The 16,129-nt window shown below is 69.6% G+C and carries 13 protein-coding genes; 1 reads left to right on the forward strand and 12 read right to left on the reverse strand.

Annotated features, from left to right (window positions below; all coding sequences use genetic code 11):
- Nucleotides 1-6 precede the first annotated feature (6 nt).
- A complete protein-coding gene (gene ileS, locus ACZ6S6_RS01550) occupies nt 7-3,189 on the forward strand; it encodes an isoleucine--tRNA ligase (protein ID WP_469703006.1) in 3,183 nt (1,060 codons plus the stop codon).
- A gap of 260 nt (nt 3,190-3,449) precedes the next feature.
- Here ileS and ACZ6S6_RS01555 read toward each other — a convergent pair whose 3' ends face one another.
- The 12 genes from ACZ6S6_RS01555 to ACZ6S6_RS01610 form a co-directional block, all read right to left on the reverse strand.
- Nucleotides 3,450-4,604, reverse strand: a complete 1,155-nt coding sequence (locus ACZ6S6_RS01555; protein ID WP_362953613.1) for a DivIVA domain-containing protein — start codon at nt 4,602-4,604, stop codon at nt 3,450-3,452.
- Nucleotides 4,605-4,653: 49 nt separating this feature from the next.
- The gene (locus ACZ6S6_RS01560; RefSeq protein WP_073735521.1) at nt 4,654-4,938 is read right to left on the reverse strand and encodes a YggT family protein; all 285 of its coding nucleotides are present in this window, start codon (nt 4,936-4,938) and stop codon (nt 4,654-4,656) included.
- A gap of 71 nt (nt 4,939-5,009) precedes the next feature.
- Nucleotides 5,010-5,621, reverse strand: a complete 612-nt coding sequence (locus tag ACZ6S6_RS01565) for a cell division protein SepF (protein ID WP_073735522.1) — start codon at nt 5,619-5,621, stop codon at nt 5,010-5,012.
- A gap of 125 nt (nt 5,622-5,746) precedes the next feature.
- Entirely contained in the window at nt 5,747-6,475 is a 729-nt protein-coding gene (locus ACZ6S6_RS01570; RefSeq protein ID WP_362953611.1) for a YggS family pyridoxal phosphate-dependent enzyme, read from the reverse strand.
- 6 nt (nt 6,476-6,481) lie between these two features.
- A complete protein-coding gene (pgeF, locus tag ACZ6S6_RS01575; RefSeq protein ID WP_362953609.1) occupies nt 6,482-7,219 on the reverse strand; it encodes a peptidoglycan editing factor PgeF in 738 nt (245 codons plus the stop codon).
- Between the two features lie 17 nt (nt 7,220-7,236).
- Nucleotides 7,237-8,451 carry a cell division protein FtsZ gene (ftsZ, locus tag ACZ6S6_RS01580; RefSeq protein WP_469703012.1) on the reverse strand — a complete coding sequence of 405 codons (1,215 nt, stop codon included), beginning with the start codon at nt 8,449-8,451 and terminating at the stop codon, nt 7,237-7,239.
- 276 nt (nt 8,452-8,727) lie between these two features.
- On the reverse strand, nt 8,728-9,522 hold the full coding sequence (locus tag ACZ6S6_RS01585) for a cell division protein FtsQ/DivIB (RefSeq protein ID WP_469703015.1): 795 nt from the start codon (nt 9,520-9,522) through the stop codon (nt 8,728-8,730).
- Between the two features lie 50 nt (nt 9,523-9,572).
- Nucleotides 9,573-10,667, reverse strand: coding sequence for an undecaprenyldiphospho-muramoylpentapeptide beta-N-acetylglucosaminyltransferase (gene murG / locus ACZ6S6_RS01590; RefSeq protein WP_362953603.1), 1,095 nt, complete (start codon nt 10,665-10,667; stop codon nt 9,573-9,575).
- Nucleotides 10,668-10,673: 6 nt separating this feature from the next.
- The gene (gene ftsW, locus ACZ6S6_RS01595; RefSeq protein ID WP_362953602.1) at nt 10,674-12,116 is read right to left on the reverse strand and encodes a putative lipid II flippase FtsW; all 1,443 of its coding nucleotides are present in this window, start codon (nt 12,114-12,116) and stop codon (nt 10,674-10,676) included.
- A gap of 115 nt (nt 12,117-12,231) precedes the next feature.
- Nucleotides 12,232-13,674 carry a UDP-N-acetylmuramoyl-L-alanine--D-glutamate ligase gene (gene murD, locus ACZ6S6_RS01600; protein WP_362953600.1) on the reverse strand — a complete coding sequence of 481 codons (1,443 nt, stop codon included), beginning with the start codon at nt 13,672-13,674 and terminating at the stop codon, nt 12,232-12,234.
- The gene (gene mraY, locus ACZ6S6_RS01605; RefSeq protein ID WP_362953598.1) at nt 13,656-14,726 is read right to left on the reverse strand and encodes a phospho-N-acetylmuramoyl-pentapeptide-transferase; all 1,071 of its coding nucleotides are present in this window, start codon (nt 14,724-14,726) and stop codon (nt 13,656-13,658) included. The genes murD and mraY overlap by 19 nt, the downstream gene beginning before the upstream one ends.
- The gene (locus ACZ6S6_RS01610; protein WP_362953596.1) at nt 14,723-16,129 is read right to left on the reverse strand and encodes a UDP-N-acetylmuramoyl-tripeptide--D-alanyl-D-alanine ligase; all 1,407 of its coding nucleotides are present in this window, start codon (nt 16,127-16,129) and stop codon (nt 14,723-14,725) included. The genes mraY and ACZ6S6_RS01610 overlap by 4 nt, the downstream gene beginning before the upstream one ends.

The following is a 16,129-nucleotide window of genomic DNA, read 5'->3' on the forward strand; positions in this document are numbered from 1 at the left end:
CCGCACATGACATCGCCGCAGTACCGCCAGGTACCCGCCCAGGTCGACCTGCCCGCTCTGGAGCACGCAGTGCTCGACTTCTGGCGCGAGAGCAAGGTCTTCACCAAGAGCCTGGAGCAGTCCGAGGGCCGCCCCGAGTGGGTCTTCTACGAGGGCCCGCCGACCGCCAACGGAATGCCGGGCGCCCACCACATCGAGGCCCGCGTCTTCAAGGACGTCTTCCCGCGCTTCCGCACCATGCAGGGCTACCACGTCGGCCGCAAGGCCGGCTGGGACTGCCACGGTCTGCCGGTCGAGCTCGCGGTCGAGAAGGAGCTGGGCTTCAACGGCAAGAAGGACATCGAGGCGTACGGCATCGCCGAGTTCAACGCCAAGTGCCGGGAGTCGGTGACCCGGTACACCGACGCCTTCACCGAGCTCACGACCCGGATGGGCTACTGGGTCGACCTCGACGACGCGTACCGCACGATGGACCCCGAGTACGTCGAGTCGGTGTGGTGGTCGCTGAAGGAGATCTTCAACAAGGACCTGCTGGTCCAGGACCACCGCGTCGCCCCCTGGTGCCCGCGCTGCGGTACCGGCCTCTCGGACCACGAGCTGGCTCAGGGGTACGAGACGGTCGTCGACCCGTCGGTCTTCGTGCGCTTCCCGCTCACCTCCGGCCCGCTGGCCGGCGAGGCCGCCCTCCTGGTCTGGACGACGACCCCCTGGACCCTGGTCTCCAACACCGCCGTCGCCGTGCACCCCGAGGTGGACTACGTGGTCGCGACGAACGGCGAGGAGAAGCTCGTCGTCGCCCGGCCGCTCGTCGAGAAGGCGCTGGGCGAGGGCTGGGAGGTGACCGGACGGTCGTTCACCGGCCGCGAGATGGAGCGCTGGTCGTACGAGCGCCCGTTCGCGCTGGTCGAATTCCCGAGCGTCAGCGAGGGAAGCAACGGACACAGCCCGGCGCCCGCCCACTACGTCGTCAACGCCGAGTACGTGACGACCGAGGACGGTACGGGTCTGGTCCACCAGTCCCCCGCCTTCGGCGCCGACGACCTCCTGGTCTGCAAGGCGTACGGGCTGCCGGTGGTGAACCCGGTCCGCCCCGACGGCACCTTCGAGGAGGACCTGCCGCTGGTCGGCGGCGTCTTCTTCAAGAAGGCCGACGAGGCGCTCACCGCGGACCTCGCGGACCGCGGCCTGCTCTTCCGGCACGTCCCGTACGAGCACAGCTACCCGCACTGCTGGCGCTGCCACACCGCGCTGCTCTACTACGCGCAGCCGTCCTGGTACATCCGCACGACCGCGATCAAGGACCGCCTCCTGGAGGAGAACCAGAAGACCAACTGGTTCCCCGACTCGGTCAAGAACGGCCGCTACGGCGACTGGCTGAACAACAACATCGACTGGGCGCTGTCCCGCAACCGCTACTGGGGCACCCCGCTGCCGATCTGGCGCTGCGAGGACGACCACCTCACCTGCGTCGGTTCGCGCGCCGAGCTGAGCGAGCTGACCGGCAGCGACCTCTCCGCCCTCGATCCGCACCGGCCGTTCATCGACGAGATCACGTTCACCTGCTCGCACGAGAGCTGCCAACTGGAGGCGTACCGCGTCCCCGAGGTCATCGACGCCTGGTACGACTCGGGCTCGATGCCGTTCGCGCAGTGGGGCTACCCGCACAAGAACAAGGAGATCTTCGAGAGCCGTTACCCGGCGCAGTTCATCTCGGAGGCCATCGACCAGACGCGCGGGTGGTTCTACACGCTGATGGCGATCGGCACCCTGGTCTTCGACAAGTCGTCGTACGAGAACGTGGTCTGCCTGGGCCACATCCTCGCCGAGGACGGCCGCAAGATGTCCAAGCACCTGGGCAACACCCTCGAACCGGTCCCGCTGATGGACCAGCACGGCGCCGACGCCGTGCGCTGGTTCATGGCGGCCGGCGGCTCCCCGTGGGCGGCGCGGCGCGTCGGCCACGGCACGATCCAGGAGGTCGTCCGCAAGACGCTCCTGACGTACTGGAACACGGTCGCCTTCCAGGCGCTGTACGCCCGTACGTCGAACTGGGCGCCGTCCGCGGCCGATCCGGCCCCGGCCGACCGCACGGTCCTGGACCGCTGGCTGCTGAGCGAGCTGAACGCCCTGACCGACCAGGTCACCCAGGCGCTGGAGAACTACGACACCCAGCGCGCCGGCAAGCTGCTCTCGGGGTTCGTCGACGACCTGTCCAACTGGTACGTGCGCCGCTCCCGCCGCCGCTTCTGGCAGGGCGACAAGGCGGCGCTGCGCACCCTGCACGAGGTCATCGAGACGGTCACCCGGCTGATGGCCCCGATGACGCCGTTCATCACCGAGCGGGTCTGGCAGGACCTGATCGTGCCGGTCGCCCCGGACGCCCCGGAGTCGGTCCACCTCGCCGACTGGCCGAAGGCGGACCTGGCGGCGATCGATCCCGCGCTCTCGACGCAGATGGCGCTGGTGCGCCGGCTGGTCGAGCTGGGCCGGGCCACCCGCGCCGAGTCGGGCGTCAAGACCCGGCAGCCGCTGTCCCGGGCCCTGGTCGCGGCCTCGGGCTTCGAGAGCCTCTCCCCCGCGCTGCACGCCCAGATCACCGAGGAGCTGAACGTCTCCTCGGTGGCGTCCCTCTCCGAGGTCGGCGGTTCGCTGGTCGACACGACGGCGAAGGCGAACTTCCGGGCGCTGGGCAAGCGGTTCGGCAAGGGCGTCCAGGCGGTGGCCAAGGCCGTCGCGAACGCCGACGCCGCCGCGCTGTCGCTGGCCCTGCGCGAGGGCACGGCCTCGGTCGAGGTCGACGGCGAGACGGTGTCGCTGGCCCCGGACGAGGTCATCATCACGGAGACCCCGCGCGAGGGCTGGTCGGTCGCCTCCGACTCGGGCGCCACGGTCGCCCTGGACCTGGAGATCACCCCGGAGCTGCGGCGTGCGGGCCTGGCCCGTGACGCGATCCGTCTCATCCAGGAGGCCCGCAAGAACAGCGGCCTGGACGTGGCGGACCGGATCGCCGTCCGCTGGACGTCCACGTCGCCCGCGACGGCCGAGGCCCTGACCGAGCACGCGTCCCTGATCGCGGACGAGGTCCTGGCCCTGGACTACGCACAGGGCGAGGCGGACACGGCGTACGGCGAGCCGTTCGAGGACGAGAGCCTGTCCCTGACGTTCCGTCTCCGCAAGACGGAGCGGTAACCCACAGCGCCTGAGAGAGCCCGGCCGGAGCACCTCCGGCCGGGCTCTTCGCTGTTCCCCTTCCCGGACCTGGGTTTCACGCCCTCGCCCAGCAAAATCAAGCCCCTCCGGCGATTGAGGAGCGGGGGTCCGGGGGCAGAGCCCCCGGGAGCAGAGCCCCCGGGAGCCGCCGCCCACGGCAAAGGGCCGGGCCCCGGGGAAAACCCCGGGGCCCGGCCCTCAGCCTGCCGACGGCTACGCGCTCATCGCGCGACAGCCGCTCAGTTGTCGTCCTCGTCGATCAGGAACCCGCGCATCGGCGAAGGCGCCTGCTGCATCGGCTGCGGCGCCTGCGGCCGCACCGGTGCCATCGGCTGAGTCATCGCCGGGGACATCTGCTGCTGGCCACCGTACGAGGGCGCACCGCCCATGGACGGGTTGCCGCCCATCTGCGGGTTGCCGTGACCGCCGTGGTTGCCGCCCATGGCGTGACCCATGGCACCCGCGCCGGCCGGAGCCAGCGAGGGCGACGGCGGCAGCGAGGCGGTCGCCGGGGTCCGCGGCGGAGCGAGCGAGTCGTCCGCCTGGGTCTCCAGCTGACGCAGCTGGCTCTCCAGGTAGGACTTCAGACGCGTCCGGTACTCGCGCTCGAAGCCACGCAGGTCCTCGACCTTGCGCTCCAGCGTCGCGCGGGCCGACTCCAGGGAGCCCATCGCCACGCGGTGCTTCTCCTGCGCGTCCCGCTCCAGGGCGTCCGCCTTGGCACGTGCGTCGCGCTCCAGGCCCTCGGCACGGCTGCGCGCCTCGCCGACGATCTTGTTGGCCTCGGAACGGGCCTCCGCGATCGCCTGGTCGGCGGTCTGCTGCGCCAGGGAGAGGACACGGGCGGCGCTGTCGCCGCCGGGGCCCTGCTGCTGCATCTGCGGCGGCTGCTGTTGCTGCTGCTGCATCTGCTGCATCTGCTGCTGCTGGGGGTTGTGACCGCCCATGGGGCCGCCCATCGGGCCACCCATGGGACCGCCCTGCATCGGGCCGGGGCCGTGCGGGCCCTGCGGACCGGGGCCGTGCGGGCCCTGGGGCCCGTGACCGCTGGGACCGGCGGGCAGCTGCGGAGCGCCACCGGGCAGCTGGGGCGGACCCATCTGCGGGGGCTGCTGCTGCTGGACCGGCGGACCAGATATGGCGGCCGGCACCGGTGCGCCGGGCCGGTCCTGCTGCTCCGGCTTGCGCATGCCTTGCTGCTGCTGCTGGTTCTGCGCGGCGGCACGCGTGGCGGCGGCCAGCTTGGCGCGCAGGTCCTCGTTCTCACGGAGCAGGCGGGTCAGCTCGGATTCGACCTCGTCGAGGAAGGCATCAACCTCGTCCTCGTCATAGCCTTCTCGGAGGCGGACCGTCGTGAACTGCTTGTTCCGCACGTCCTCGGGGGTCAGCGGCATCTCTTCTTCACCTCTACGTAGTCGTCGGCAGTCGGCAAGACCGTATCGCTCACAACCTGATCACGACGCTGATCAGGATGGAAACGATGATCATCAGAACGAAGAAGGACAGGTCGAGTGCCACGCCCCCGAGACGCAGCGGCGGGATGAACCGCCGCAGGAGCTTGAGCGGTGGATCGGTGACCGTGTAGGTGGCCTCAAGAACGACCACCATCGGCTTGCCCGGCTGCCATGAACGTGCGAACTGGAAGACGTAGTCCATGACAAGCCGGAAGATCAGCACGATGAGGAAACACATCAACGCGATGTAGACAACACTTTGAGCGACGCCCATCCTCGCGCTTCCCTCTCCCCTGGCTCTCGTAGCTCCGGCCTCTCGGCCGGGTTGTTCCCGGTGTCGTGTTCTCAGCTCTGGTTGAAGAATCCGCCCTCTGCGATGCGGGCCTTGTCCTCCGCCGTGACATCGACGTTAGCAGGCGACAACAGAAAGACCTTCTGCGTCACTCGCTCAATGCTGCCATGAAGACCGAAGACGAGTCCTGCGGCAAAGTCGACAAGTCGCTTCGCGTCCGTGTCGTCCATCTCCGTGAGATTCATGATCACCGGAGTGCCCTCACGGAAGTGTTCCCCGATGGTACGGGCCTCGTTGTAGGTCCTGGGGTGCAGCGTGGTGATGCGGTAGGGCTCCCGCTCGGACACAACCTTGGGCATGATCACCGGTGCGTTCTTCTCCAAGTTCGAGCGTTCAGGTGTGATGGATGCCACGGGGGCGATTCGGGCGGGTCGCTCTCGCTCGGCCGGGATCTGAACCGGCTCCCGCTGTGCCGGAGGCTGCACCGCTCGTACCGGTTCGTCCCGTTCCCGCTCCACCTGATGCGCGGGCTGGTGCCGGCGCCGGTCCCGCTCGGGTTCCGGCTCGGGTTCGAATTCGTCGTCGGGGTCGAACCCCGGACCGTCGTACCCATCGTCCTCCACGAGGCCGAGGTAGACCGCCATCTTGCGCATCGCGCCGGCCATGCTCTGAGTCCTCCGCTCTGTGGTGGATCGGCATCTGTCACCAAGTGCCCGCGATCCACTGTGGCCTACCCGCCGTGGGCGGTAATGACCATATTTTCTGCTGTGGTCCGACTTGCTTGGCGACGTTACCCGAGCCCGGGTCGGACTCCGAGTACCGCAGTACCGACGCGCACATGTGTCGCTCCGGCCGCAACCGCGTCCTCAAGGTCCGTACTCATCCCTGCGGAGACCATGTTCGCAGCCGGATGGTTCCCGCGCAGCCGGGATGAGATTTCCATCAGCCGGTCGAACGCCGCCCGTTGTCTGCCGGCGAACGGCCCGGCGAGCGGCGCGACGGTCATCAGGCCGGTCAGCCGCAGTCCCGGGGCGGATTCGACCGCGGCGGCCAACTCCTCGATCCCGTCGGGTGCGACGCCGCCCCGCTCCCCCCGTTCACCGCTCTCCGCGTCGAGCGCGACCTGGATGAGACACCCGAGTTCACGCCCGTCACGGCCGTCACGCGCAGCCGCCGCGGAGAGTGCCGTCACCAGTTTGGCGCGGTCCACCGACTGCACGACATCGGCATAACTCACCACAGAACGAACCTTATTCGTCTGCAATTGACCGACAAAGTGCCATGTGAGGGACAGATCAGCACATGCGGCGGCCTTGGGGGCCGCGTCCTGGTCGCGATTCTCCGCGACATGGCGCACGCCGAGTTCGTACAGAATCCGCACATCGCTCGCGGGGTAGGTCTTGGTGACCACGATGAGGGTCACCTCTTCCCGCTTGCGGCCGGCGGCGGCGCAGGCGGAAGCGATGCGTTCCTCCACCTGTGCGAGATTTGCTGTGAGTTGCGTCTTACGGTCCGTCATGCCCTATCAGTCCAACCAGACATATCCGGCGAGCCGCCCCGTGGTGCGGTCGCGTCGGTACGAGAAATGGTCGCCCGATTCGAGAGTGCAGACGGGCGACATGTGCCGGTCGGTGACTCCGAGGGCTTCGAGCTGGGCATGGACTCCGGCCGTGACATCCACGGCCGGGGTCCCCCAGCTGGTCTCCGACCAGGAGGCGGGGACGCTCGCGGCGACCTCGTCCCGCATGGCGGCCGGGACCTCGTAACACCGTCCGCAGACGGCCGGCCCGGTGCGGGCGATGATCCGCGCGGGGTCCGCGCCGAGCCGGACCATGGCCCCGATCGCGGCGGGCACGACTCCGGCGACCAGACCTGGACGCCCCGCGTGTGCCGCCGCGACGATCCCGGCGACCGGGTCGGCGAGGAGTACGGGGGTGCAGTCAGCGGTGAGGACGGCGAGCGGGAGTCCGCGCCGCACGGTCACCACCGCGTCCACGGCGGGAATCTCGGGGGCGCCGCCCCACGGTCCGTCGACCACGGCGACGTCCCGGCCGTGGACCTGGTTCATCCAGACGACCCGTGCCGGGTCGAGACCGAGGCCGCGGGCGGCGCGCTCGCGGTTGGCGAGAACGGCGGCGGGGTCGTCTCCGACCGCGCCGCCGAGGTTGAGCTCCGCATACGGGGCGGCGCTCACTCCGCCCCACCTGTCGGTGAAGGAGAAGTGGGCGCCGCCCCCCGAAGAAACAGAATCCTGCGAGTTCACTGCGTGTTGCGGACCTATCACTTCAAGAAGTCCGGAACATCCAGCTCTTCCGCCTGGGAGTCCTGGTAGGGACGGGCCGGCGGGACGTGCGGCGGAGCGACCGGCGGAAGGTGGCTCTCATGGGCCACCGGCACCGGATCGTTCTGGACCGGGCTCTCCTCGCGCGGGGGCACGGAGCCCAGTCCGCTCGTCTGGCGCACGGGCTCGGCGGCCCGGACCGGCGGAGCCGACTCCTCACGCTTGGAGGAGTTCGCGCCCAGGACGTTCTCGCGACGGGTCGGCGGCTGTCCGCCGTCGAAGCCCGCGGCGATCACGGTGACCCGCACCTCGTCACCCAGTGCGTCGTCGATGACCGCACCGAAGATGATGTTCGCCTCGGGGTGCGCCGCCTCGCTCACCAGCTGGGCGGCCTCGTTGATCTCGAAGAGACCGAGGTCGCTGCCGCCGGAGATGGAGAGCAGGACACCACGGGCGCCGTCGATGGACGCCTCCAGGAGCGGCGAGGAGATCGCCATCTCGGCCGCTGCCACCGCACGGTCGTCGCCGCGCGCCGAGCCGATGCCCATGAGCGCCGATCCGGCCTCGGACATGACCGACTTGACGTCGGCGAAGTCGAGGTTGATCAGGCCCGGGGTGGTGATGAGGTCGGTGATGCCCTGGACACCCGAGAGCAGTACCTGGTCGGCCGACTTGAACGCGTCGAGCACGCTGACCTGGCGGTCCGAGATGGACAGCAGTCGGTCGTTGGGAATGACGATGAGGGTGTCGACCTCTTCGCGGAGTTCGGCGATGCCGTCCTCCGCCTGGTTTGCGCGACGCCTGCCCTCGAAGGTGAACGGGCGGGTGACCACGCCGATCGTCAGGGCGCCGAGCGAGCGCGCGATATTGGCGACGACGGGGGCGCCACCGGTGCCGGTGCCGCCGCCTTCGCCTGCGGTGACGAAGACCATGTCGGCCCCCTTGAGGACCTCCTCGATCTCTTCACGGTGGTCCTCTGCCGCCTTGCGACCGACGGCCGGGTTCGCCCCGGCGCCGAGGCCACGGGTGAGTTCACGGCCGACGTCGAGCTTGACGTCGGCGTCGCTCATCAACAGGGCTTGCGCATCAGTGTTGATCGCGATGAACTCGACGCCCTTGAGACCGACCTCGATCATTCGGTTGATGGCATTGACACCACCGCCGCCGACACCGATGACCTTGATGACTGCGAGGTAGTTCTGCGGTGCTGCCACGTCGAAGGCCTCTCGCCTCGAGTTACGTGTCGTCGCTTGGCGGTAGTCCCGCCGCGACGACGGATGCCGATTGGGACGGTCCGAACGCCGACCCAAACCCTAACGTTGAAGTTTAGGGTTACCAGTGTGTCTGCTTCATGGACTCTTCCGAACAGGACACTAAGTCGACAAGTGGCGCACGTTCAACGAACACGCCGAACCTCCCGTTTTTCTTTTCACCCTATGTGATCACCCGTAGCGCTGACCAACCAGGGTGCTGGCCAGGCGGAATGCGCGTCAACTGCCCGATACCGCAGGAGCGGTGGGTGCACTCACGTCGAAGTGTCCTGCTTTGGGAGCGGCTTTCATGAGCGCGGTGAGGACTTTCGCCTTCACCGCACCTTCTTCACCACTCCCCCAGATCACCTCACGGTCCCGAGTGAGTTCCAGGGAAACCGAATCGTACGAGGTGACCCGCACGACCTTGGTGTCCCTGGCGACGCCGTCCGGGAGGCCGCCCGCGACCCGGACCGCTTCCCGCACCAGCCGGTCGTTGCCGAAACGGTGCAGACTCGCGGACTGACCAGCGGTCAATTCCAGCAGAGGTACGCGCCGGGGCGCCTTGTCCACCGTGGCGAAGCGCACGCCCTTGGCGTCCACTTCAATGAACTTTGCGCCCTTTTTCACCAACAGAACCGGCTTTCGTTCGGTCACCTTAAGTCCGATGCCGTGCGGCCATGACCGTACGACATCCACCGAGTCGATACGAGGCAACTTCTGGCGCAACCGGTCCGCGATGGAATCCGTGTCCACGGAAATCAGCGGAGCACCCATCGGCACCGCCGCGGCGGCCTCCACGTCGGCCGGCGACAGCACGTCGACCCCGGTGATCCGGACCTGTTCGGTCCGGAGCCAGGACGAGCCGTAGAGCGCCCAGACGACGCCGGAGCCGAGCAGCAGCACCGCCGCGGCGATCACGATCAGCAGGCTCCGCCGGGACATCCGGCGCCCCCGGGCGTCCGGGCGCGGCGGCCGGTCCTGGGTGTCCTCCTGCTTCCCTGCACCGCGCTGGGCGGTCGTCGGTCCGGCCACGCTCGCTCCTTACGCCGGGTCCGGGGGCGCCGCCCCCGGACCCGTCCGCCTCACGCGCCTCGGCGTGCGGCAATCGCCTCGTACACCATGCCGACCAGCAGGTCGTCGGCGTCCCGGCGGCCGAACTCGGCGGCAGCGCGGGACATTTCATACAGTCGGTGCGGATCCGACAGCACCGGAAGGACGTTGCCCTGGACCCACTCGGGGGTGAGTGCCGCGTCGTCCACCAGCAGACCGCCGCCGGCGTTGACCACCGGCTGGGCGTTGAGCCGCTGTTCGCCGTTGCCGATCGGCAGCGGGACGTAGGCGGCGGGAAGCCCGACGGCGGAGAGTTCGGCGACGGTCATCGCGCCCGCGCGGCAGAGCATCATGTCGGCCGCGGCGTACGCGAGGTCCATCCGGTCCACGTACGGTACCGGGATATAGGGCGGCATACCGGGCATGTTGTCCACACGCGGCATTTCGTTCTTCGGACCGACCACATGCAGGATCTGGATGCCGGAGCGCTGCATCAGCGGGGCGACCCGCTGGACCACCTCATTGAGGTGCCGGGCGCCCTGCGAGCCGCCGGAGACCAGCAGCGTCGGCAGGTTGGGGTCGAGCCCGAAGGCGGCACGCGCCTCCGGGCGGACCCGGGCCCGGTCCAGGGTGGCGATGGTGCGGCGCAGCGGGATACCGATGTAGCGGGCACCGCGCAGCTTGCTGTCGGGGGTGGAGACGGCGACCCCGTGCGCGTACCGCGAACCGATCTTGTTGGCCAGGCCCGGCCGGGCGTTGGCCTCGTGCACCACGATCGGGACCCCGGCGCGTTTGGCGGCGAGGTAGCCGGGCAGCGCCACGTAGCCGCCGAACCCGACCACGCAGTCCGCCCTGGTGCGTTCCAGGATCTGCTCGGCGGCCTTGATGGTGCCGCGCAGCCGCCCCGGGACGGTGATGAGTTCGGGGGTGGGCTTGCGCGGCAGCGGCACGGCCGGGATCAGGGCGAGTTCGTACCCCCGCTCGGGTACCAGTTTTGTCTCAAGTCCGCGCTCCGTGCCGAGAGCGGTGATTCCCACGCTCGGGTCCTGCCTGCGCAGGGCGTCCGCGAGGGCAAGCGCGGGCTCGATGTGGCCGGCGGTCCCCCCACCGGCGAGTACGACATGCACCGAAATTCACCGCTCTCCGGACGGACGCTTCTTGATGCGCCGTCTCATCGTCTTCCATCTCACCCCGGGCCTCCGCATGGCCAGGGCCGCCTTCGCGGCGGGATCCGCTCGCGCGAACGCGATCAGCAGCCCGACAGCGAACATGGTCGGCAGCAGGGCCGACCCTCCGTAGGAGAACAGCGGGAGCGGGACACCGGCGATCGGAAGGAGACCGAGCACCGCACCGATGTTGATCACGGCCTGAGCCGTGATCCAGGTGGTCACACCTCCCGCGGCGTACCTCACGAAGGGGTCCTCCGTGCGTCCGGCCACGCGGATACCCGCATAGCCTAGAGCCGCGAAGAGGGCGAGTACCGACAGCGTCCCCGCCAACCCCAGTTCCTCCCCCGTGATGGCGAAGATGAAGTCGGTGTGCGGCTCGGGGAGTTGACCCCATTTTTCCACACTCGCACCGAGCCCGGAACCGAACCAGCCGCCGGACGCCAGAGCGTAGATACCGTGTACGGCCTGCCAGCACGAGCCGCCCGGTCCGGGTTCGCTGGCGCCCATGCAGTCGAGCCTGGCCATCCGGTTCGGGCTGGTCTTGATCAGTACGAAGCCGATCAGGCCGGCGACGGCGAGTACTCCGGCGAACAGCCGGGTGGGAGCCCCGGCCAGCCAGAGCAGCCCGAACAGGATCGCCGTGAGAATGATCGCAGTGCCCATGTCACCGCCGAGCATGATCAGCCCGAGCACCATGAAGGCGACCGGGACGAGCGGCACGAGCATGTGCTTCCACTGGTTCAGCAGCCGCTTGTCCTGTTTGCGGGCGAGCAGGTCGGCCCCCCACAGGACGAGGGCGAGCTTGCCGAACTCGCTGGGCTGGAGCTGGAAGGGGCCGCCCAGGTAGAGCCAGTTCCGGTTGCCGTTGACCGACATCCCTATCCCCGGCACCTGGACCAGCACCATCAGGAAGACGGCGCCCATCAGCAGCGGGTAGGACAGCGCGCGGTGCAGTTTCACCGGCATCCGGGCGGCGACCGCCATCAGCCCGGCCCCGATGACGGCGGCCAGGAACTGCTTGCGGAAGAAGTAGGTGCCCGGTTTGTCGAGTTCCAGCGCCTTGATCATCGAGGCGGAGTAGACCATGACGAGCCCGAGCACGGTGATGAGCAGCCCGGCACCCAGGATCAGGTAGTACGCGGTCAGCGGGCGGTCCCAGGCCCGGCGTGCCTGCTCGTGGAACCGCCGCACACCGCCGCCGCGCGGGGTGCGGGGGCCGCCCGTGCTCCTGGAGCGGGCCGCGGGGGGCCGCCGGGAGCCGGGAGCCGAGCGGACGCGCAGGGCGAGTCCGTCCGGCAGCGGGGCGCCCCCGGCCGCGAGGAGGGGCGGATGGAGCGCCCGGCTGATCGCCGTGGTCGCCCGTGAGCGCTCCCTGCCGCGTGCGGCAGAGCTCTCTTCGGCCGGCATGGTCCTGTCCCCTCCACTGCTCGTGCCCGGGGCTTCGGTGCCGAGGGCCCGCGCCCGCGGCACAGCCGTACGTACCCGGTTGCTCCGGGACGGTACGGCGCGGAGGCCGGGCCCGTCAGGCGCTCTCGGCGACGAGTGCGCGGACGGCGTCCGCGAAGGCCTCGCCCCGCTTGTTGTAATTGACGAACATGTCCATCGAGGCGCAGGCCGGGGCCATCAGTACGGTGTCTCCCGGCCGGGCGAGCCGTGCCGCCTCGCGGACCGCCTCGGACATCGCCCCAGTGTCGGTCCGGTCGAGGTCGACCACCGGGACCTCGGGCGCGTGTCGCGCGAGGGCTTCGCGGATCAGGGCGCGGTCGGCGCCCATCAGTACGACGCCCCGCAGGCGCTTCGCGCACCCGGTCACCAGCTCGTCGAAGGTGGCGCCCTTGGCCAGGCCCCCGGCGATCCAGACGATCGGGTCGTAGGACGCGAGGGAGGCCTCGGCGGCGTGGGTGTTGGTGGCCTTGGAGTCGTCGATGTACGTGACCCCGCCGGCCTCCGCGACATGCTCGATGCGGTGCGGGTCCGGGCGGAAGGCCCGCAGCCCGTCACGTACGGCGGCGGGTGCGACACCGTAGGCGCGGGCCAGCGCCGCGGCCGCCAGCGCGTTGGCGATGTTGTGCGGGACGGGCGGGTTCACGTCCCCGACCTCGGCGAGCTCCTGGGCCTGCTTCTGCCGGTCCGTCACGAAGGCGCGGTCGACGAGGATGCCGTCGACGACCCCGAGCTGGGAGGGGCCGGGAGTGCCGAGGGTGAAGCCGATCGCCCGGCAGCCCTCCTCGACGTCCGCGCCGCGCACCAGTTCCTCGGTGGCGGGGTCGGCGACGTTGTAGACGCAGGCGACGCCGTTGCCCTCGTAGATCCGGCCCTTGTCGGCGACGTACGCCTCCATGGAGCCGTGCCAGTCGAGGTGGTCGGGGGCCAGGTTGAGGACGGCCGCGGAGTGGGCGCGCAACGAGGGCGACCAGTGCAACTGGTAGCTGGAGAGCTCGACGGCGAGTACGTCGTACTCCTGCTCGCCGAGGACGGCGTCCAGGAGCGAGACGCCGATGTTGCCGACGGCCGCGGTGCGCAGACCGGCCGCCTCCAGGATCGAGGCGAGCATCCGTACGGTCGTGGTCTTGCCGTTGGTGCCGGTGACCGCGAGCCAGGGTGCCGGCTCGCGGCCGTCCCGGCCGCGCAGCCGCCAGGCGAGTTCGACGTCGCCCCAGACCGGGACGCCCGCCTCGGCGGCCGCGGCGAACAGCGGCTTGTCGGGCTTCCAGCCCGGGGTGGTGACGATGAGCTCGGTGGACTCGGGCAGGGTGGCCCCGTCGCCGAGGCGCACGGTGATGCCCTGCGCCTCCAGCTGGGCGGCCTGGGTGCGGGAGCGCTCGTCGTCCCCGTCGTTGACGACGGTGACGACGGCGCCGAGGCCGCGCAGCGCCCGGGCCGCCGGGATCCCGGAGACCCCGAGTCCGGCGACCGCGACGTGCTTGCCCTGCCAGTCCGCGTTGCTCACTTCTTGGCTGCCCATCCTGCGTAGAAGAGGCCGAGACCGACGATCACGCACATGCCCTGGATGATCCAGAAGCGGACCACGACAAGGACTTCGGACCACCCCTTGAGTTCGAAGTGGTGCTGGAGCGGCGCCATCCGGAACACCCGCTTGCCGGTCATCTTGAACGAGCCGACCTGGATGACGACGGACATCGTGATCATCACGAAGAGGCCGCCGAGCACCGCCATCAGGAACTCGGTGCGGGAGCAGATCGCCAGGCCGGCGAGCGCGCCGCCGAGGGCGAGCGAACCGGTGTCACCCATGAAGATCTTGGCGGGCGAGGTGTTCCACCACAGGAAGCCGAAGCAGGAGCCCATCAGTGCGGAGGCCACGACCGCGAGGTCGAGTGGATCTCGTACTTCGAAACAGGCGCTCGGGTTGGTGAGGGTGGCCGCGTTGGCGCAGGACTCCTGGAACTGCCAGAGCCCGATGAAGGTGTACGCGCCGAAGACCATCACCGACGCGCCGGTGGCGAGGCCGTCCAGACCGTCCGTCAGGTTCACGCCGTTGGACATGGCGAGAATCATGAAGAGCGCCCAGACCACGAACAGCACCGGGCCGATCGACCAGCCGAAGTCCTCGACGAACGAGAGCTTGGTGGAGGCGGGGGTGTTGCCGCGGGCGTCGGCGAACTGGAGCGAGAGCACCGCGAAGGCGATGCCGACGATCAGCTGACCGGCCATCTTCGCCTTGGCCCGCAGGCCGAGCGAGCGCTGCTTGACGATCTTGATGTAGTCGTCGAGGAACCCGACGAGGCCCATGCCGGTCATCAGGAAGAGGACCAGCACACCGGAGAAGCGCATGTCCTCGCCGGTGATCACCTTCGCCAGGACGTACGCGATGATCGTCGCCAGGATGAAGGCGATGCCGCCCATGGTGGGCGTGCCCTTCTTCGATCCGTGGCTGCGCGGGCCGTCGTCCCGGATGAACTGCCCGTATCCCTTGCGGGCCAGCAGCTTGATCAGCAGCGGGGTACCGACCAGGGTCAGGAAGAGCCCGATGGCCCCCGCGAAGAGGATCTGCCTCATCGGCCGGCGACCTCGCCCTCGGTCGCGTTATCCAGCAGTGCCATGGCAACCTGCTCCAGGCCGACCGACCGGGACGCCTTCACCAGCACGACGTCTCCCGGGCGCAGTTCACTGCGCAACAGGTCGACGGCAGCCTGTGCGTCGGACACATGCACCGACTCCTCACCCCACGAACCCTCGTTGTATGCGCCCAGTTGCAGCCAGGAGGCTTCTCTGCCCCCGACCGCGACGAGCTTGCTGACGTTGAGCCGGACGGCGAGCCGTCCGACCGCGTCGTGCTCGGTGAGCGAGGCGTCGCCGAGCTCGGCCATCTGGCCGAGCACCGCCCACGTACGACGCCCCTTCCCCATGGCGGCCAGCGCGCGCAGCGCGGCTCTCATGGATTCGGGGTTGGCGTTGTAGGCGTCATTGACGAACGTCACGCCGTCCGGACGCTCGGTGACCTCCATGCGCCAGCGGGAGAGGGTGCCCGCCTCGGAGAGCGCCTCGGCGATCTCGTCTGCGGACAGGCCCAACTCATGGGCGACGGCGGCCGCGGCGAGCGCGTTCGACACGTGGTGCTCACCGTACAGGCGCATGGTCACATCGCTGCACCCGGTGGGTGTGTGGAGGCGGAACGCGGGGCGGCCGTCGTCGGTGAGCCGCACGTTCTCTCCCCGTACGTCCGCATCCGCGGCTTCGCCGAAGAGCAGGACGCGGGCCTTGGTGCGGGAGGTCATGGCGCGTACGAGCGGGTCGTCGGCGTTGAGGACGGCGAGGCCGTCCTCGGGCAGCGACTCGACCATCTCGCCCTTGGCCTGGGCGATCTGCTCGCGGCCGCCGAACTCGCCGATGTGGGCGGTGCCGACGTTCAGGACGAGGCCGATCCGGGGCGGGACCAGGCCGGTGAGGTAACAGATGTCCCCGATGTAGCGGGCACCCATTTCGAGGACCAGGTGCCGGGTCTCCTCGGTGGCGCGCAGCGCGGTGAGCGGCAGCCCGATCTCGTTGTTGAGGTTGCCCAGCGGGTAGACGGTGGGGCCCTTGCGCTCCAGGAGCTGGGCGATCAGGTCCTTGGTGGAGGTCTTGCCGGCGGATCCGGTGAGGGCGACCACGGTGGTGCCGAGGCGCCCTGTGACGGCGCGGGCGAGCGCGCCGAGCGCCGCCACCACGTCGTCCACGACGATCGCGGGAACGCCGACGGGGCGGGCGGCCAGGACGACTGCCGCGCCCGCCTCGACCGCGCGCTGCGCGTAGTCGTGGCCGTCGACCCGTTCACCGGCGAAGGCGACGAAGAGGCTTCCTTGCTTCACCGCCCGGGAGTCGATGACGACTGGCCCGCTGACGGTTGCTGCCGGATCCGGTATGTCGTACGACTGCCCGCCGACGATTTCGGCGATCTCGGCGAGGGAGAGGGCGATCAC

It is taken from the genome of Streptomyces sp. NPDC048671, assembly GCF_055587045.1.